The 17,482-nt window shown below is 38.4% G+C and carries 20 protein-coding genes; 9 read left to right on the forward strand and 11 right to left on the reverse strand.

The genetic code is table 11. The annotated features are described in order from the left end of the window. Positions 1-81 precede the first annotated feature (81 nt). From hemY to hemE, 3 genes are all read right to left on the reverse strand, one after another. The gene (gene hemY, locus AB1471_RS07550; RefSeq protein WP_367779182.1) at positions 82-1,521 is read right to left on the reverse strand and encodes a protoporphyrinogen oxidase; all 1,440 of its coding nucleotides are present in this window, start codon (positions 1,519-1,521) and stop codon (positions 82-84) included. Between the two features lies 1 nt (position 1,522). After that, positions 1,523-2,482: a ferrochelatase gene (hemH, locus tag AB1471_RS07555; RefSeq protein WP_367779183.1), complete on the reverse strand. Its 960-nt coding sequence runs from the start codon at positions 2,480-2,482 to the stop codon at positions 1,523-1,525. An 87-nt stretch (positions 2,483-2,569) separates the two neighbouring features. Continuing rightward, positions 2,570-3,601, reverse strand: coding sequence for a uroporphyrinogen decarboxylase (gene hemE / locus AB1471_RS07560; protein WP_367779132.1), 1,032 nt, complete (start codon positions 3,599-3,601; stop codon positions 2,570-2,572). A gap of 255 nt (positions 3,602-3,856) precedes the next feature. Here hemE and AB1471_RS07565 point away from each other — a divergent pair, with 255 nt between their 5' ends. Then, positions 3,857-4,366, forward strand: a complete 510-nt coding sequence (locus AB1471_RS07565; protein WP_367779133.1) for an antibiotic biosynthesis monooxygenase family protein — start codon at positions 3,857-3,859, stop codon at positions 4,364-4,366. 141 nt (positions 4,367-4,507) lie between these two features. On the opposite strand, the gene AB1471_RS07570 is transcribed toward AB1471_RS07565, so the two are convergent. The 3 genes from AB1471_RS07570 to liaF are packed head-to-tail and all read right to left on the reverse strand — an operon-like array spanning position 4,508 to position 7,007. Continuing rightward, positions 4,508-5,152 carry a response regulator gene (locus tag AB1471_RS07570; protein WP_367779134.1) on the reverse strand — a complete coding sequence of 215 codons (645 nt, stop codon included), beginning with the start codon at positions 5,150-5,152 and terminating at the stop codon, positions 4,508-4,510. Between the two features lie 11 nt (positions 5,153-5,163). Continuing rightward, positions 5,164-6,198 (reverse strand): HAMP domain-containing sensor histidine kinase, encoded by a 1,035-nt coding sequence (locus tag AB1471_RS07575; RefSeq protein ID WP_367779135.1) that lies wholly within the window; start codon positions 6,196-6,198, stop codon positions 5,164-5,166. A gap of 11 nt (positions 6,199-6,209) precedes the next feature. After that, positions 6,210-7,007: a cell wall-active antibiotics response protein LiaF gene (gene liaF, locus AB1471_RS07580; RefSeq protein ID WP_367779136.1), complete on the reverse strand. Its 798-nt coding sequence runs from the start codon at positions 7,005-7,007 to the stop codon at positions 6,210-6,212. A gap of 290 nt (positions 7,008-7,297) precedes the next feature. Between liaF and AB1471_RS07585 the strand changes: the two genes are divergently transcribed. Then, positions 7,298-8,470, forward strand: a complete 1,173-nt coding sequence (locus tag AB1471_RS07585; RefSeq protein ID WP_367779137.1) for a M20 family metallopeptidase — start codon at positions 7,298-7,300, stop codon at positions 8,468-8,470. A gap of 190 nt (positions 8,471-8,660) precedes the next feature. Here the strand turns inward: AB1471_RS07585 and AB1471_RS07590 are convergent, their stop codons facing one another. Further along, positions 8,661-9,884, reverse strand: a complete 1,224-nt coding sequence (locus AB1471_RS07590; protein WP_367779138.1) for an ABC transporter permease — start codon at positions 9,882-9,884, stop codon at positions 8,661-8,663. Then, a complete protein-coding gene (locus tag AB1471_RS07595) occupies positions 9,868-10,617 on the reverse strand; it encodes an ABC transporter ATP-binding protein (protein WP_367779139.1) in 750 nt (249 codons plus the stop codon). Before AB1471_RS07595 ends, AB1471_RS07590 begins: the two co-directional genes overlap by 17 nt. A gap of 142 nt (positions 10,618-10,759) precedes the next feature. On the opposite strand from AB1471_RS07595, the gene AB1471_RS07600 reads away from it, so the two are divergent. From AB1471_RS07600 to AB1471_RS07625, 6 genes are all read left to right on the forward strand, one after another. Beyond that, positions 10,760-11,185: an HIT family protein gene (locus AB1471_RS07600; RefSeq protein ID WP_367779140.1), complete on the forward strand. Its 426-nt coding sequence runs from the start codon at positions 10,760-10,762 to the stop codon at positions 11,183-11,185. A gap of 116 nt (positions 11,186-11,301) precedes the next feature. Beyond that, complete coding sequence (locus tag AB1471_RS07605) at positions 11,302-11,820, forward strand: tryptophan transporter (RefSeq protein ID WP_367779141.1); 519 nt, start codon at positions 11,302-11,304, stop codon at positions 11,818-11,820. Between the two features lie 327 nt (positions 11,821-12,147). After that, on the forward strand, positions 12,148-12,525 hold the full coding sequence (locus AB1471_RS07610) for a YtxH domain-containing protein (protein WP_367779142.1): 378 nt from the start codon (positions 12,148-12,150) through the stop codon (positions 12,523-12,525). A 245-nt stretch (positions 12,526-12,770) separates the two neighbouring features. Then, positions 12,771-13,361 (forward strand): HTH-type transcriptional regulator Hpr, encoded by a 591-nt coding sequence (locus AB1471_RS07615; RefSeq protein ID WP_367779143.1) that lies wholly within the window; start codon positions 12,771-12,773, stop codon positions 13,359-13,361. Between the two features lie 343 nt (positions 13,362-13,704). Next, positions 13,705-14,262, forward strand: coding sequence for a DUF3267 domain-containing protein (locus tag AB1471_RS07620; protein ID WP_367779144.1), 558 nt, complete (start codon positions 13,705-13,707; stop codon positions 14,260-14,262). Positions 14,263-14,406: 144 nt separating this feature from the next. Then, complete coding sequence (locus tag AB1471_RS07625) at positions 14,407-14,598, forward strand: hypothetical protein (protein ID WP_367779145.1); 192 nt, start codon at positions 14,407-14,409, stop codon at positions 14,596-14,598. A 220-nt stretch (positions 14,599-14,818) separates the two neighbouring features. Here AB1471_RS07625 and AB1471_RS07630 read toward each other — a convergent pair whose 3' ends face one another. Continuing rightward, on the reverse strand, positions 14,819-14,908 hold the full coding sequence (locus tag AB1471_RS07630; RefSeq protein ID WP_367779146.1) for a YjcZ family sporulation protein: 90 nt from the start codon (positions 14,906-14,908) through the stop codon (positions 14,819-14,821). A gap of 201 nt (positions 14,909-15,109) precedes the next feature. Between AB1471_RS07630 and AB1471_RS07635 the strand changes: the two genes are divergently transcribed. Continuing rightward, complete coding sequence (locus AB1471_RS07635) at positions 15,110-15,994, forward strand: peptidylprolyl isomerase (protein ID WP_367779147.1); 885 nt, start codon at positions 15,110-15,112, stop codon at positions 15,992-15,994. Between the two features lie 218 nt (positions 15,995-16,212). Here AB1471_RS07635 and AB1471_RS07640 read toward each other — a convergent pair whose 3' ends face one another. Together AB1471_RS07640 and yhaM are read right to left on the reverse strand one after the other, a co-directional pair. Continuing rightward, positions 16,213-16,404, reverse strand: coding sequence for a sporulation YhaL family protein (locus AB1471_RS07640; protein ID WP_367779148.1), 192 nt, complete (start codon positions 16,402-16,404; stop codon positions 16,213-16,215). 114 nt (positions 16,405-16,518) lie between these two features. Further along, entirely contained in the window at positions 16,519-17,472 is a 954-nt protein-coding gene (yhaM, locus tag AB1471_RS07645; RefSeq protein WP_367779149.1) for a 3'-5' exoribonuclease YhaM, read from the reverse strand. Positions 17,473-17,482 lie beyond the last annotated feature (10 nt).

Raw genomic sequence — 17,482 nt, forward strand, 5'->3', positions numbered from 1 at the left:
TCACTCTCATTCACATTCTATCTTAAATAAGATCATCTCATACGGTAGTTTTAGTAACAAAATGACGAGAGCATAAGAGAACTATTCCTTATGCCCATTTTTTAAAAATGATATCGTTTCAACAGCTACTTTTTCTCCTTGATCAATACAGTCTGGCAAACCAATGCCATCATACGAGCCTCCAGCTAAATAAACTCCCGGAAACGATGATTGAAGTTCAGCTCTTACTTTCTCAAGGCGCTGTTTGTGTCCAACTGTATATTGAGGCATTGCTTTTTTCCATCTTGTAACGATCGTAAAATCAGGCTTCGCTGTAACATTCATGATTTTATTTAGATCATCTAACACAATCGCTTCAATTTGATCATCTGCCAGATCTACAACTGCTTCATCCCCAGCTCGACCAACATAACAGCGCAAAAGCACCTTTCCATCCGGAGTTGTATGAGGCCACTTATTGTGTGTCCATGTGCAAGCAGTGATGGTATAATCACTGTTTCTCGATACTACAAATCCTGTTCCTTCAAGCACTTGTGTTACTGCTTCTTTCGGGAAAGCCATTGCAACCGTGGCAACGGAAGTCGCAGGCACATCATTGAATTCACCTAGAATCTGTTGTTTATGAAAGATCGAAGCTGCCACATAATGCGGTACAGTAAAGATGATACTGTCCGCTTCAAGCATTTCACCGTTATTCATTTGCAGAGAGTATCGATGTGGAGATGATGTAGCTTCAGCAATACTCTCGATCTTTACCCCTTTAAGAATTGTGGTTTGATCAAGTTTTTCTTCTAATGTATCGACTAACGATTGGAGACCTGACGTCAAGGTTAAAAACAAACTTTTTTTACGAGTCTGATCTTGCGATTTTCTAGGTGGAGCTGCGGGTGCCGTTTTTTTGATTCCTGAGATTAAGCTGCGATGATTCTGTTCCATTTGATGAAACTGTGGGAACGTTGACATTAAGCTAAGTTGATCAATATCACCTGCATAAATGCCAGACAGCAAAGGTTCAATCAAGTTTTCAACGATTTCGTTTCCAAGGCGTCTTCTGAAAAATGTGCCCAATGATTGGTCACCCTGTTGTTTTGAGCGCGGTAAAACGAAGTCTGCAGCTGCCCGCAATTTTCCTGGGATCGAAACAAGATCTGTCGTCATAAAAGGTTTGATTTGTGTCGGAATCCCCATGATAGAGCCACCCGGCATTGGATGAAGCTTATCATTCACCAAGATAAAAGCTTGCCCAGTCGAATTAGGTACGAGGCGATCCGCCAATCCAATCTCATCAATTAGACGCGACATGCTTTTTTTACGCTCTAAAAAGGAATCTGGTCCTTTTTCAATGACAAATCCATCTTTTTTTGTCGTATGAATTTTCCCACCAAGACGATGACTTGATTCAACAACGGTTATGTCTAAGTCCAGCTGTTTTTGCTGACTTTCATTTTGAATTTTATACGCTGCAACTAGACCTGTAATGCCGCCTCCAACTACTACAATCTTTTGTTTAACTGAAGACACGTTACTCATCACTTTCTGTATCCAGTATTGTATTACTAATGTGCTTTAATACTTTATCTGCCATGGCATCGATAAACAACGGTTGAGTGTTAGGCATTTCAGGGCGATAATACTTTGCACCTATCTCATCAGTCACAACCTTACACTCATAGTCATTGTCATATAATACTTCCAGATGATCTGAGACAAATCCTACAGGAGTGTAAACAAATGATTCATAGCCTTTTTCTTTGTACAGATCTCTGGTAAGATCTTGTACATCCGGTCCAATCCAAGGATCAGGTGTGTTCCCTTCACTTTGCCAGCCAATTTCGTAGTTCTTGACTCCAGCCTTTTCCGCGATCAAATCAGCTGTTTGTTTTAGTTGATCTGGGTATGGATCGCCACCTGCTAAGATTTTTTCTGGCAAGCTATGAGCGGAAACAATTAACACTGCTTTTTCACGTTCTGCATCGCTCATCTCGGCAAACGTAGCTTCTACTTTTTCAGCCCAGTACTGGATGAATTTTGGCTCAGCGTACCAACTTTCAACAGAAGTGATCGCTGGTCCACCAATTTTTCCAGCCGTTTCTTTTATGCGTCCATTGTAAGATTTAACACTGTAAGTAGAGAAGTGTGGCGCTAGTACAATCGATACCGCCTCTTTGATCCCATCTTTGTGCATTTGCTCTACAGCATCTTCCACGAATGGTTCAATATGCTTTAATCCTAAATACACAACAAACTCGACCTCATCTTGTACTTCATTTAAACGAGCTGCTAAAGCATCCGCTTGTTCTCGAGTAATTCGAGCAAGTGGGGAAATCCCACCAATTGCTTCATAGCGTGAGCGTAGATCCTCTAATTGTTCAGGAGTCGGCTTTCGTCCGTAACGAATGTGTGTGTAGTAACGTTCAAGATCTTCTTCTGTGTATGGCGTTCCGTAAGCCATCACGAGTAAACCCATTTTCTTTCTCGACATCATCATTTCACCTCGTGAATTAGTAGTATCAACTATTTTCGCCATTGCCTCTCGTTCTCTTCCAACGGTTACACTCATTCAATATGTTTATTTGCTCGTGTATTCGTGAACAAAAGTGGTTAATCTTTTTAATGTATCAGGACTAACTTCTGGGAACACGCCATGTCCGAGATTAAAAATGTGTCCTGGGTGGGTCATGCCTTGATCCAAAATTGGTTTTACATGCTGTTCAATTATCGACCAGTCACAAAGTAACAGAGAAGGATCCAAGTTTCCTTGAAGTGTTTTCGTTAATCCTTTTTCACGTGCTTCTTGGATTGACAAACGCCAGTCCAAACCAACTACGTCGATTGGCAGATCATGCCATTCATTCGCCAAGTGGCTCGCACCAACACCATGCATAATAAGCGGTACACCTTCCGTACGTAATGCAGTGAAAATTTTCTCCATTGCGGGCTTAATATACGTCCGATAATCAGCTTCATTTAGTGTTCCAACCCACGAATCAAAAATTTGAATCGTGCCAGCTCCTGCTTTAATCTGAGCTTTTGTATAACGAATGGTCATGTCGGCTAGCTTGTCCATTAAAGCAAACCATGCTTTCGACTCTTGGTACATAAAGGCTTTTGTTTTATGATAATTTTTAGAAGGACCGCCTTCGATCATATAGCTTGCAAGCGTAAATGGCGCCCCTCCGAATCCGATCAATGGAACAGAGAGCTGTTCTTTTGTCAGCAGTCGAATCGTTTCTAACACATACGGAATATCTTCTTCTGGCTCAATCATGCCAAGCTTCTCAACGTCCTGTACGGAACGAATCGGGTTCTCAATGACTGGACCAATGCCTGATTTAATTTCAACATCTACACCAATGGCAGGAAGTGGTGTCATAATATCCTTATATAGCACAGCTGCATCTACATTGTAATTTTCAACTGGAAGACGCGTGACATAGGCACATAGCTCTGGCTGGTGCGTAATTTCAAAAAGAGAGTATTTTTCCTTAATCTTGCGGTATTCAGGCTGAGAACGGCCAGCTTGTCGCATATACCAAACTGGTGTATGTGACACCTCTTGTCCTCGTGCTGCACGCAGAAATGTATCATTAAATGGTTTCATCGACTTAACTTTCCACCTTTCGACCTTGTTCTTTCTATTTTAACCAAACAAACACTCATTGTCAGTGTCAACAACTTATGGTTTCCGAACTTTAAAACTTACCGTTTCCAACTATAGACCTTTTCATGACAACTGTATAGCGGTCATGGGGAAGTGTCATAAATTTGACTATTTTTGTTTACATTTATAGAAGATGGATTAAATGACACGCTGAACGAATAGATTTACAATAAATAAGAAAAGGAGGAATAAATCATGAATATTTATATGACTTTTGGAACAGCTGATTTCTTACATAAGATGATTGAAGAGAACCCTAATGAAAAATTCGTACAACTACAAGGGGATGACACATCACTTCTAATTCACGAAACAAACGGAAAGACCATTTTTAATCAACCAAGAAGCTATGAGGTGTTTGAGAAATCAGGAGAATTAACTGATAATGGTTTTTTTGTTTTCAATAACATCCCTGTGTCAGACGAAGGACGCCCAGTATTTGAGCATCGCTTTAAAAGCCGTGCAGGAATGATTGATAAAGAACCTGGCTTTATGGCGATTCGCGTTTTACGGCCACTTAAGTCAGATACGTATGTTGTCTTAACACAGTGGGATAACGAGGATTCCTTCAAAAATTGGAAAAGCTCTCAAGCCTATAACAAAGCACATAAAAAGAACGATACAGAAGGTGGGATCGATCACAAAAAGACCATGTTTCCACGTTCCTCATTTGTGACAAAGTATGTTGGGCAAACAGAACAATAAATTTGAAAAAACTAGCCAATTATATGGCTAGTTTTTTGTTGGTTCATAGAGAGAACATGCGTACGTCAGAGCGTTTTCACTAACATTAGTTAGGTTTACGCTCACTTACTACCTTTTAAACGAGATCAAAAGACACTTTAGTTATGTACTTTTTCGTAACAATCCATTGCGATTTGCATAGATCGCTGCTTGCGTTCGATCTGTTAGTTCTAATTTACTTAAAATATTACTGACGTGTGTTTTAACTGTTTTAACGCCAATATAAAGGACTTCAGCTATTTCTTGATTCGTCAAACCGTCACCTAAGCATTGAAGCACGTCCATTTCACGCGCTGTTAAATCCTCATGCAACCTTTTTTCCTTCGGTCTAAATTTCGTCATCATTTTATTGGCGACTTGCGGCTCAATCACCGATTCACCTTTTGCGGCCTTATATATAGCTGTTAAAATAGCTGTTGCCGAAGATGTTTTCAAGATATAGCTATGTGCTCCCGCTTCAAGTGCTGGAAAGACTTGTTCATCGTCATAGTAACTCGTCAAAATAATGATTCGACATTGTGGTAAGAAGGACATAATTTCTTTTGTGGCTTCAATTCCAGTCCCACCTTCCATCAATAGATCCATTAAAATCACTTCTGGTTGTGTTTTCCGGGCTAACTCAGCTGCTTCTTTCCCACCCGAAGCTTCACCGAGGAAATCGATCTTATCTTCAGTTAATAAGTAGGACTTAATCCCGAGGCGTACCATTTCATGATCATCCACAATCATTACTCTCACTTTATCCATCATAAAACCTCCTACATGTCCAAATGAATTCGTATATTGAGATAGGTTCCTTCTCCTTTTTTCGAACGCACTTCAAAATGTCCACCAATTTCTTCACATCGTTCTTTCATTGTTTGAAGCCCATAAGATGTCCATTTCTCAGCGGTCACATCAAACCCTTCCCCATCATCACTAATAAACAAATAAAATGTACTACCCTTCATTTCTGAGCGAATGATAATTTTTGATGCGTGGGCATGGCGTAATATATTTGAGATGGCTTCTTGCACGACTCTGAATAGATGCTCATCTGCATTTTCAGGCAAATCATCCATATGTTGGAGCTGGGTTTGGAATGAAATCTGTGTCTTTTCCTCAAGCTCTTCAATCAGTTTTAGGAGTCCACCTTTAAGGGACTCACCTTTTAAATCAATCGGTCTTAAATGAAGGAGCAATGCGCGCATCTCACCTTGTGCTTTTTCAGCAATTTGTGATACTTGTGCAATCATTGGCTTTGCTTCTTCCGGATTAGAGTCGAGTAGTCGCACAGATGCGGATGACATCATATTTAAAGCAAATAGTTGCTGGCTTACTGAATCGTGGAGATCTCGTGCAAAGCGTTGACGCTCTTCAATAATCACCGCTTGTTGTGCTTGTTTTTCGAGTGAAGTGCGTTCGCTTGCCAACCGTTGAAGTGATTTCACTTGCTCTTGCATTGTACTTGCCAAATGATTTAATTCCTGCTCAATAACAGCAATTTCATCTCGATCAACCGTATCAATACGTTCATTGTAACGACCGCTCCCTAGCCGTGATACATAAGCTGTGATTCGCTCAAGCCTTTTTCTCATCAGTTGACTTGCCCGACTTCCTAAGTAAAATGTGAGCGTAGTAAAAACACTCGCGATCAGCAGAACAACTAGTAACGATTCTTTTAAAGTAATAATAGGTTGCTCTGCAAGTAAAATATATAGTTGTAAAAACAAGAAAATAACAATAGATCCAAAAAGTGTGAACAACAAATATTGAACTAAAAACCAAAAATGGAGGTTATGAATTTTTTTCATTTATAGATCCCCTATACTCGAGTTATACGTGCATCACCAATTCCAAGGTCAATTTTTATTGACACTTTTTTATGTGCATCGTCATAATCTATTGATTGGTATGATAAATAATTGCCTGCTGTACCGCTCGCTTTTTCATCAAAGATTTTTATTTCACCGACTTTTACACTTGTTTCAACACGTACGCTCAATTCTTCAGGAACAAGCATTTTTACATCACCGATCCAACCGCTAACATACAAAACAGTTTCCCCTTCAGGCACATACGCTTTACTAAAATCAAAATAATAATCACCAATCGCTTTATGCACGCGCATATTTTCTAACAACCAATTATCGCTGTTATATTTCACATCACCAATGCTAAACACTTTAGCGTTTACATTCGATTTATACGATACGTGATCATCTACATACGCGCTTTTTTTATGTGAATAATGCTTCCTAGGTCCATAAGAAACATGCACTTTCCCTCGAGGTGTAAAAATCGAAATCGCCATCACAATAAATAACAGCGGCCATAACCTCCACCAATCGCCATATGAAAAATCAACGACCAAAAAATAGGACAAAAGTAGCAACCCACCGTAAACAGTGAAAAACACGCCAAAAAAAAGACCTGATTTTCTATTACGAATGAAACGAAATAACCGCTTCAGCCCGAATAATAATAAGAGAATTGGAATAATCAGTGATACGAATGACGTTCCCCCAAGATCGATTAACCCTAAATTCAACAGCAACAATACTGCACCAATAATCAGTAATATACTGGCACAGCCCCACTGTTTGCTGCTACCTGTATCCATGTGACACGCCCTCTCCCTTATATGAATTATATTCCATTTTATATAGTCATTTTCCTGCTAGAATACGCCTATCATAAAAAAAATCCAGTTCAGTTAAAAGGTGCACTGGAAGGATTTCAACTCCGACTCGAGACGGAGGCATATTGATATTCCCTTACACTTTACACACTGAGCTTCTTTACACTCTATAATACTTCAATTATACCAATGTCAAAAGAATGAAATAATTGCACGAAAATGATATACTAACAGCGTTATCTATCATTTCGTCACTCGAAAGGAGATTCACGATGTCCTTACATACGTTATTCGCAAAGCTAGATTCATCCTACTCAAACATGGTGGAAGTAAGACGGTATTTGCATCAGCACCCTGAGCTTTCTTTTGAAGAAAGAGAAACACCAGCGTTTATTACTGACTTTTACAATGAACTTGGCGTTGAAGTGAAATCTGGTGTTGGTGGCAATGGAGTCGTTGCAAAAATCGTTGGAGGAAAACCCGGAAAGTCGATTGCTTTACGAGCTGATTTTGATGCACTTCCAATTCAAGATGAGAAAGATGTACCTTATAAATCAACCATTCCAAATAAAATGCATGCCTGTGGACATGACGGTCACACCTCTTCACTCCTTCATTTAGCCAAAGCTTTACACGAAATGAGGGATGAATTAGCTGGAACCTACATAATGATTCACCAACACGCAGAGGAATACGCTCCAGGTGGCGCAAAACCGATGATCGATGCTGGCTGTTTAGATGGGGTCGACCTCGTATTTGGTACACATTTATGGGCAACAGAACCACTAGGTAAAATTCAATATCGCGTTGGTCCAGTGATGGCTGCTGCGGATCGCTTTGAGATTAAGATTCAAGGTACTGGTGGACATGGTGCTCAGCCACACAAAACGAAAGATGCAATCGTTGTTGGGGCACAACTTGTAACGAACCTTCAGCAAATTGTCAGCAGACGCGTCAACCCAATTGACTCTGCTGTTGTAACAGTCGGGTCATTTGTCGCGGACAATGCATTTAATGTGATTGCTGACTCTGCCAAATTGATTGGGACGGTTCGAACCTTTAACCCTGAAATTCGTACACTGATCGAAGAAGAAATTGAACGTGTCGTAAAAGGAACATGTCTCGCTGCAAATTGCGAGTATGATTATACCTATTTTAGAGGCTACCCTGCAGTTGTGAATCATGAAGATGAAATGAATCACGTGATTGACCAAGCTAACTTAGTTCCTGAAGTATCAATGGTTGAAGAAATTGAACCACAAATGGGCGGCGAGGATTTTGCTTACTATTTAGAAGAGCGTAAAGGTGCATTCTTTTTTACCGGTGCTCTGCAAGATGGTGTAACATCTCCTTACCCTCACCATCACCCGAAATTTGATTTTAATGAGAAGGCAATGCTCGTTGCAGCTAAGACACTTGGTGCAGCAGCAATCAATGCTCAGTAAAGAATAAAAATGATCGCCCACTCAGAACAAATAAGACACGCAACGTCATTAGGCGATTAGCCTAACTACGTTGTGTGTCTTAAATAACCTTGAGGTATTTTGAATATGGATAAGGTACGGGAACATTATTCAACCTTGTATCTGTATATTCCAGTTGACGAGGTACACCTAGGTAAGAGCCATTATTAACTCAACGCATATACCATTTCTTAATTTGCTTCGGCACAAACATATACATGAACACACCGTAAAATACTACGCTTGCAAACAAGACAACAGCCGCATCGAACCATGCTAATCCCCATGCACTTACGAGAATAAAAACCGTAGCTTGAACGATCAAAACATTCGACAGGACCCCTTTAAATGAATCGTACTTGTAGTCAGTAGATAGTGGATAAAGGTCTGGCCAAATTTTCAGTTCGTGCTTCCTAAGCATCGGCATGAGTTGGAAGCCTGTTAAATATAAAAATAACAAAGCCACCATGACTTTCACCCAAACAATACCTGATCCAATAATAATGATTGAAGCAATTAACGTTAATCGAACCCACAGTCCGAAATATTCATCCGATCGTAAGAACGTACGCACAAACAAATAGCGATACGTGTGCTTTGCTCCAAATGATGATCGATTTAACAGTGGGTCAAGCCAACGTCTTCTTTTTGCTTGTCCTTTTAAGTGCGGAACGTCTGTAAACAAGTTAGCGAATCGATAAAATCGATGTAGACGCGCCTGCTCAAGATCAATGAGCAACTCCCATTTAATCGTTTTACTTGCTGATGTTTTTTTCAATGCCAAAAGGTACCCGAGCAAAATCACTCCAATCGCCATTATGACCCATAATGGGATTTGTGCAAAAATGGCCCATAAAAATGTCACATTTAAAATCAAGCGACAGACCATGTCCACACGATGAGTCAATACTTCTTGGTGTCGAAGCACCGTCCACCGCAACATTAAATTCCAAATTTTCAACAATAAAACGATTGCTAACAACCAGAAAAAATCAACAAACGCTACTCCTTGAACCTTTACATACATCGGCATTGAAACAGCTAAAGCAACGAGCACTAAATAAGATTGAAAGAAAAAACTGCTGACAATCGCACTTTGGAAATAGCGTTTCATTTGCCCTTCTAACGGGGTTAAGTATACTTTATCAGGCTCTTTTAAGTATGTATAAATCGGGCTCATCGTCACAATGATGCCAAGCACCAAAGCCATTATAACCGCGGCGTTGAAATCTGTAGACAAGGTATTTACCCAGTTACTATACGCATAACCACCTCCGCCAATGGCGAAAACCAAGACGAACATCAAGTGTCCGTTTAAAATGTAGCGCAAATATTTTTGGAGCTCTCGATTATAGTCTTGCAGGCGATTCACCCATACATCATGAACGTGTTTCATATGAATCTTCCTTTGTTAGCTGTATATAGATGTCATCGAGTGTCGCACCTGGCATTGAAAATTGCACACGTAGTTCATCAAGTGTTCCCAACGCCCTTACTTCCCCTTCATGCAAAATAATAAACGCATCACAATACCGCTCTGCCGTTGCTAAAATATGTGTAGACATTAAAATGCTTGCCCCACCTTGTTTCATTTCTTCCATTAGATCCAGCAATGATTGAATAGCTAGTGGATCCAGTCCAACAAATGGCTCGTCAATGATGTAAAGACTTGGATTAGTTAAAAAAGCGCACATGATCATCACTTTTTGCTTCATTCCTTTTGAAAAGTGAGAAGGAAACCATTTCATCTTCCCTTCCATACGGAACTTTTGAAGCAATGTTGGAATTCTTTTTTCATAAACACTTTCATCAACCCCGTATGCCATTGCTGTTAATTTCAAATGCTCTTCAAGGGTCAGCTCATCATATAAAATTGGAGCCTCTGGTATGTAGGAAAATCTTTTTCGGTATTGATCTGGATCGTCTTTCAATTCGAGTCCATTGATCGAAATTGTACCTGAATGTTGTTCCATCAACCCGATAATATGTTTAATCGTTGTACTTTTACCCGCTCCGTTTAAGCCGATCAGTCCCACGATTTGCTGCTTGTCCATTTCGAAACTAATATTGTTTAGCACTGGTTTTCGTGTGTAACCACCAACCAGTGCTTTTATTTGAAGCAATGACATAGACTTCTTCCTTTCCTATTTGTATTACCCATATTGTAGCAGATTTCTTGTAGGAGGTTAAATGACACTCTTCTTTTAAGTCGATGTAAAATTTATCATATGGTAAAATAAATTCATCTTCATTTTGAAAGGGTTGAATACGATGAGTGATTGCATTTTTTGTAAAATTATTGACGGTGAGATTCCGTCTTCAAAAGTTTATGAAGATGACCATGTCCTTGCCTTTTTGGATATTAGTCAAGTAACAAAAGGTCATACTCTTGTTATTCCAAAAACACATAAAAAAGATGTTCATGAATTAACTCCTGAAATAGCCGCTAATCTATTTTCAGTTGTCCCTAAAATCACAAATGCGATGAAAGAAACGTATGACTTGAAAGGTGTGAATCTTTTAAATAACAATGGTGAATTTGCTGGACAATCAGTCTTTCACTTTCATCTACATATTCTACCGCGACATGGTAAGCAAGATGGCTTCAAACCAACATGGGACCTAAATAATGATGCCTATACGTCCGATCAACTAAAAGAGGTTGCAAGTGGGATCGCCAGCCTAATCATGGATTGATCAATTAAACAAAGACCTATAACAAATATTTATTTTATGTTATAATTGAGCTACTTTTCGCTAGCAGTCACGAGGACATGCTGGGAGGAGAGAGACTAGTCGAGGAGAGATGAGAAATGAATACACGAACATTAGTTGTATTATCTTTATTTGTAGGAATAGGTGCTACGTTGCATCTGTTAATTCCAGGGAGTTTATATATGAAGCCAGACATGTCGTTGTTAATGATGTTTATAGGCATTCTATTGTTCCCAGGCGTCAAAAACGTGCTACTTTTAGGCTTAGCAACTGGAGTGTTAGCAGGCTTAACAACTACTTTTCCAGGTGGTTTTTTACCAAACCTAATCGATAAGCCAATTACAGCATTCTTGTTTTATGGCATAGTGATCGTTACATCTAAATATGCTCGTACAGTAATTGGAGCTGCTTTATTAACAGTTTTAGGAACAGTCACCTCAGGAATTCTTTTCCTAGGTTCCGCTTTTTTGATTGTAGGGCTTCCAGCTCCATTCATGGCTCTTATTGTGACAGCAGTTCTTCCTGCAACGGTGTTAAATGGTTTATTAATAGGGGTTATGTATCCCGTTGTTCAGTCGGTCATGAAGCGTTCAAGCCTAATGCAACCTGCTGCATAATATCCCATGGACCCGTCTTTATTGGCGGGTTCTTTTTTTCTTATTTATTACCATGTAAAATAGGTTAAAGAAAAAAAGAGAAGACTAGCAGCAAGACTAATCACTGCATTTCTTATTCTTATTTGTCTAGGTGGGTACATCATTTTGGATTGAATTTTCATCACCAACTTGAATGATAAACTTATCAGTACAATTGTACATATTAAAAAAATCCATTTTGCAATCACCAAAGTAGATTCCTCCTTTAGATAAGGGGTTCATTATTCTAGCTTATGTTTCATCTTTCTTTATTAAAACGAGTAAATCTCACAAAAGGATGTGTTTTTAATGAATGTTAAATTTCTTTCGTATGGACTCTTAGTAGGTTTTGTTGCCGGGGCGTCCAGTACACTTTTATCCACCCCACAATCAGGTAAAGAATTACGCGGGACAATCAAACATACTACAGATCATTGGTCTGATCACATGCTTGAAATCCAGATGAACCTGCAACAGGTGAAAGAGTCTATTCAACAAGTTTCAAAAGAAGGAAAAGACTCTTTCCAAACCATGGTTGGTGAGCTAAAGGAATCCGTTCAAGATTGGAAACGAGAGTCCGATCCCGCAATCAACAATTTACAAGAAGAACTTGCTGCAATTCAAGCAACGATGGAAGAACTCGAACGCACGATCAATCAAGATCAAAACAACACACAAACAACTTAACTTTTTTCAAAAACAATCTCATTTGAGGTTGTTTTTTTTATTGAGCACAGGTCTAAGCAAATTAGGTGAATAGTTATATTTTGTTTGTGAGCCATATGCCTTGTTAGGAATGATTAGCCAACTTTCTTTTTTTATTGGAAAGTTAAATCAATTCGTACTTTTTTTGTTTTTACTTTATTGCTATAATATTAATCAGTTAATTGAAAACATACTTAAGCCAATTCATTGCAAAGTAGGTGAAACATTTGGATGAACAACCCTTTACCATGAAAGAAGCCATGTTATTTAGTCAACGGATAGCACAATTAAGTAAGGCCCTGTGGAAATCAATTGAAAAAGACTGGCAACAATGGATCAAACCTTACGACCTTAATATTAACGAGCATCATATTTTATGGATTGCTTACCACCTAAAAGGAGCATCGATTTCCGATGTTGCTAAATTTGGTGTGATGCATGTATCCACAGCTTTCAATTTCTCAAAGAAACTAGAAGAGCGTGGATTTCTTCAATTCTCAAAAAGAGAAAACGACAAACGAAATACGCATATTAAGTTGACAGAAAAAGGGGAGTCTCTGCTACTTGAGCTAATGCAGAATTTTGATCCCAAGAACCACGCAGTATTTCAGGGTGCAAGTCCGCTTCGCGAGCTTTATGGAAAATTCCCTGAAATGATTGAAATGACAGCCGTAATCAAAAATATTTATGGCGATGATTTTATGAAAATTTTCGAAAAATCATTCCACAATATTGAAAGCGAATTCACTGAAAAAGAAGGAAAAATTCTCAAAGCTAACGAGTCCTCTTCCATTGAGGATATTGCCTCTTCCTCTTAATTTGAAACCAGTTATCATTACTGATTTTTTTACTCTATCTACTCCTAATCTAAGTCGCTCAAAATGAGTGGCTTATTTTTTTAAAAATTTATCAGAAAAGCTATTGATTTTTCGGATCAACGGGAGTAAAGTATCTTTGCAGGTGAAACAAAAACGCAAGCCGCTTTTCATTCTCGACAAACATAAGACTCACAACATTAAGCGCTTTTTCCTTTTAGCCCACTTGGTTGTTCGCTTATGACGACTTCGATGGACTTGTTATTTGAGCCACATTGCTGATATTACATAGATGAATTTTTCCTTAAAAAGACAACATTCATCGTCGAAATTGGAGGGTGATTATATGCATTGTTGGAAATCAATAAATGTAAAAAAACAGTATGGATTTTATCGGATCTTCATGTTATCTACGATCCTAGTTCTGACTGTTTTTTCATTTCTACACATAGTAAATCAAATCATTAGGGACACAGTTTTTTATGATCATTATTTTTCTCTTTTTATAATTGGGTTCTTTTTAATGTATCCTCTCCATAAATTATTTCATGCACTTCCTTTGATTCGGTATATAAACGAAATACAGATTCGAACACGTTTTCAATTTTATTTTGTGCCGATCATGTCTATACGCGTAAAAAAGCCAATTCCTAAGTTAGCATTTCTCATGGCACTGATTTCACCATTTGTTGTGATAAACGGAGTACTTTTAATCGGAGCTGCAACTTTTCCAAATTACGCGCATTATTTCACGATGTTAACTGCCTATCATAGTGGAATATGTTTAGTAGACTTCTTATACGCCAAGTGCTTAATCAAGTCCCCTAAGGGTGCGTTCATTGAAGAATATGATGAGGGTTATGAAATATTAGTCCCCGTAAAAAATGTAGAAATGCATGTATAAGTGGCAAATCCCTCTATTATTCTTCTGATCTTACAGTAGAATAAATAGAGGGTTTTTGTTCTTTCACAATAAAACAAACGTAACTCTGTTTTTTCATTTCATTTTTTGGTATTGTAGTAACTAGAGAATAGGAGGGGTTGGGCAATGGTCTCCGTTGTTGTATTATTTTTTATTTTGTTTACCGTTTTTATATTTTATTCGATCAATAGCATGACCAATAAATTATGTGTGCAAAAAGAAATCCCCGATGAGCGGCAACAAAAAGTTTTTCGAACGATCAATATTCTTATTTTGATCTTGTTAGTTTCATCATATGTTGAGGTTTTATACACATAATTAATATTCAAAAATGGAAGCTTAATAACAGCTTCCTCAAACGTGAAATTTAATCTTAATTAAAACGAACTGACTATAATAGTCAGTTCGTTTTTTCTAAATACTAATTGACTAATGGATATTTACACCAGTCAAACTGTCACCAGTCTTTTTAGGGGTCCCATTAGTCTGTTCGTTGAAGAAAACCACAGCTGTCGAAAAATTCTCGACAGCCCTTTTTTTATCTTTCGTAAGAACAACAGCATCCAATAATGATCAATAGAATAAACACTACAACAATTAACGCAAAGCCCCCACCTTGTTCCATCATTCCCCCTCCTCTCTTTCTTATTTATGCTATTCAACCAGGGGAGCATTGGAATGGGCATCAGAACGGATTGTTAAGTAATTTGAAATAATTAATAATGATAAAAGAGCCCTTGTAAAAATATTCAACGAATTGGCGATGTATGGTATAGTAGTATTTGTAGTTTTTTCAACATGTACATAACAGCATAAGGAGAGGAATTAAATGAAAAAGTGGATCGCAACAGTATCGTTAGCAGTTGGTGTCACAGGTCTTGCTGCGTGCAGTGATGATGGAACAGTACTTGTCTCTTCATCTGTGGGTGATATAACAAAAGAAGAATTGTATCAACAAATGAAGGATTCATATGGTCAAACAACCCTTGAAACTATGATGACTGAAGCCGTGTTGCAAGAAAAATACCCTGTAACTGATGAAGAGGTAGACGCTGAAATGAATGCGATAAAAGAAGGATTTGACGACGAAGAACAATTCGAAGAAGCCCTTGCAATGGAAAAATATACTGAAGAATCTCTCCGTCAAGAGGTTCGATTTAATAAACTTCTAACAAATGCAAGTATAGCTGATATTGAAGTACCTGAAGAAGAAGTTCAAGCCGAGTATGAACGCATTAAAACAGAAGTCAATGCACGACATATAATAGTTGAAGATGAAGAAACAGCTAAAAAAGTGAAAGAGTTGCTTGAAGAGGGTGGCGACTTTGCTGAATTAGCAGAAGAGTATTCAACAGATGGTTCTGCAGAAAACGGTGGCGAACTTGGCTTTTTCGGAGTTGGCCAAATGGATCCTGCATTTGAAGAAGCTGCATTTGACTTAGAAGTAAACACGATTAGTGAACCGGTACAATCGAGCTTTGGTTGGCATATTATTGAAGTAACTGAAACGCGTGAAGCTGATCTTGAAGAAATACGTGATCAAATCGAACTTGAATTAAAATTAGGTAAGGCTGATCCAATCGATGTAATCATTCAAAAAGAATTAAGTGCTGCTGATATTGATGTAAAAGATAAAGATCTCGCTAATACATTTGATGCTCTTCTTGGGACTTCAGAAGATGATGACGATGTTGAAGGTGATGACGAAGAGTAAACAACTTGAACAAGAGAGTAAGAGGCTCGTTCAACCTAGACAAGCATAAGGCGCTAATCTCTAGATAGCTTGTTTTCATCTATAGAAGGTTAGCCGTGTGTGCTGAATGAAAAATGATTCCATATGTATTTATCAAAGTTATTTAAAATATGGTTCCTAAACAGAAAAAGAGCCGGCAGCGCGCCAGCTCTTTTTCTGTCCTTACTTCTAATGATTATTTACTCTTCTTCTCTTGTAAGCATACCTCTTCGTCTCTTCGCCTTTTCATCTACCATACGTTTAATATATGTTTGACCATGTTCTTCGATCCATTCGTTTTCAACCTTTTTTTCAGCATAAGCTGCTCGCACCATCATAAGTGCACTTAGTACAATGCCAACTATTGTTAAATCTATCCATAAAGGAAACATTTTTTCTCCTCCTTTTCAAGCAATGAAATAGATCGCTTGTTTTAATTGGTTATGGACAGCCTATGCTTGTACTTAAAAGAAAATGCACTCTCATAGCAAGAGAGTGCATTTTCTTTATTCATTTCCTTCATCGTACATTAAAGGTTTATAAAAAGAACGATTTTCAAGTGCAAATACTCGCTCTGTAAATTCACCGGATTTCGTGCGATTTAATACACGATCCATCATATTCATTTTGGCATCGAGATTGTCTATATAATGTAAAATCTCTGCCTCACGGATCATCGGCGGTTTTGGAGATCCCCATTCTGCTTTGCCATGATGAGAAAGCACCATATGCTGAAGCATGAGAATTTCCTCTCCTTTTAACTCAAGCTCATCGGCAGCCTTTCCAATTTCATTAATCATGAGGGTGATATGTCCAAGAAGATTTCCCTCAAGAGTATACGTTGCTGATACAGGTCCTGATAGCTCTTCCACTTTCCCCATGTCGTGCAAAATAATGCCAGCATAGAGTAAGTCCTTATTTAAAGAAGGGTATAGTTCAGTTAGTGATTTAGCTATACGAAGCATGGAAAGGGCATGATACGCTAGCCCAGAAACGAATTCATGATGATTCTTCGTAGCTGCAGGAAACTCCATAAATTCCTTTTGATGTTTTTTCACTAAATGACGTGTGAGACGTTGAATGGTTGGGTTTTTCATCTCAAAAATATATTGAGTGAGCTGATCCATCATATCTTCTTTTGAAACTGGTGCTGTTTCTAGAAATTCACCTATGGACACACCGTCTGTAGGCATAGCTGGTCGAATCTTTCGAAGTCGCAATTGGTTTTTCCCACGGTAATTATGAATTTCACCCGCTACTTTAACGATTGCCTGTGCAGGGTATTTTTTTGCTTCCTCTTCTCCTGCATCCCAAAGCTTTGCTTCAATATCTCCACTTCTATCTTGTAAAATAAGCGTTAAAAAAGGCTTACCAGTGGTTGTTACACCTTTTGTAGATTGTTTGATCAATAAAAATTGCTCCACCGGGTCACCTGCATTAAGATACGTAATTCCGTTCATTCTTTCCACT

The sequence above is a fragment of the Jeotgalibacillus marinus genome (assembly GCF_040801915.1).
Classification (GTDB): Bacteria; Bacillota; Bacilli; order Bacillales; family Jeotgalibacillaceae; genus Jeotgalibacillus; species Jeotgalibacillus marinus.

Bases quoted from the DNA above. Each gene is read 5' to 3' on its own strand.
- AB1471_RS07610 (WP_367779142.1), top strand. From the start codon at position 12,148: ATGAATGTTAAATTTCTTTCGTATGGACTCTTAGTAGGTTTTGTTGCC.
- hemE (WP_367779132.1), bottom strand. From the start codon at position 3,601: ATGAAACCATTTAATGATACATTTCTGCGTGCAGCACGAGGACAAGAG.
- yhaM (WP_367779149.1), bottom strand. From the start codon at position 17,472: ATGAACGGAATTACGTATCTTAATGCAGGTGACCCGGTGGAGCAATTT.
- AB1471_RS07605 (WP_367779141.1), top strand. From the start codon at position 11,302: ATGAATACACGAACATTAGTTGTATTATCTTTATTTGTAGGAATAGGT.
- AB1471_RS07590 (WP_367779138.1), bottom strand. From the start codon at position 9,884: ATGAAACACGTTCATGATGTATGGGTGAATCGCCTGCAAGACTATAAT.
- liaF (WP_367779136.1), bottom strand. From the start codon at position 7,007: ATGGATACAGGTAGCAGCAAACAGTGGGGCTGTGCCAGTATATTACTG.
- AB1471_RS07600 (WP_367779140.1), top strand. From the start codon at position 10,760: ATGAGTGATTGCATTTTTTGTAAAATTATTGACGGTGAGATTCCGTCT.
- hemH (WP_367779183.1), bottom strand. From the start codon at position 2,482: ATGTCGAGAAAGAAAATGGGTTTACTCGTGATGGCTTACGGAACGCCA.
- AB1471_RS07570 (WP_367779134.1), bottom strand. From the start codon at position 5,152: ATGGATAAAGTGAGAGTAATGATTGTGGATGATCATGAAATGGTACGC.
- AB1471_RS07620 (WP_367779144.1), top strand. From the start codon at position 13,705: ATGCATTGTTGGAAATCAATAAATGTAAAAAAACAGTATGGATTTTAT.
- AB1471_RS07575 (WP_367779135.1), bottom strand. From the start codon at position 6,198: ATGAAAAAAATTCATAACCTCCATTTTTGGTTTTTAGTTCAATATTTG.
- AB1471_RS07625 (WP_367779145.1), top strand. From the start codon at position 14,407: ATGGTCTCCGTTGTTGTATTATTTTTTATTTTGTTTACCGTTTTTATA.
- AB1471_RS07640 (WP_367779148.1), bottom strand. From the start codon at position 16,404: ATGTTTCCTTTATGGATAGATTTAACAATAGTTGGCATTGTACTAAGT.
- AB1471_RS07635 (WP_367779147.1), top strand. From the start codon at position 15,110: ATGAAAAAGTGGATCGCAACAGTATCGTTAGCAGTTGGTGTCACAGGT.
- AB1471_RS07595 (WP_367779139.1), bottom strand. From the start codon at position 10,617: ATGTCATTGCTTCAAATAAAAGCACTGGTTGGTGGTTACACACGAAAA.
- AB1471_RS07630 (WP_367779146.1), bottom strand. From the start codon at position 14,908: ATGATGGAACAAGGTGGGGGCTTTGCGTTAATTGTTGTAGTGTTTATT.
- AB1471_RS07565 (WP_367779133.1), top strand. From the start codon at position 3,857: ATGAATATTTATATGACTTTTGGAACAGCTGATTTCTTACATAAGATG.
- AB1471_RS07585 (WP_367779137.1), top strand. From the start codon at position 7,298: ATGTCCTTACATACGTTATTCGCAAAGCTAGATTCATCCTACTCAAAC.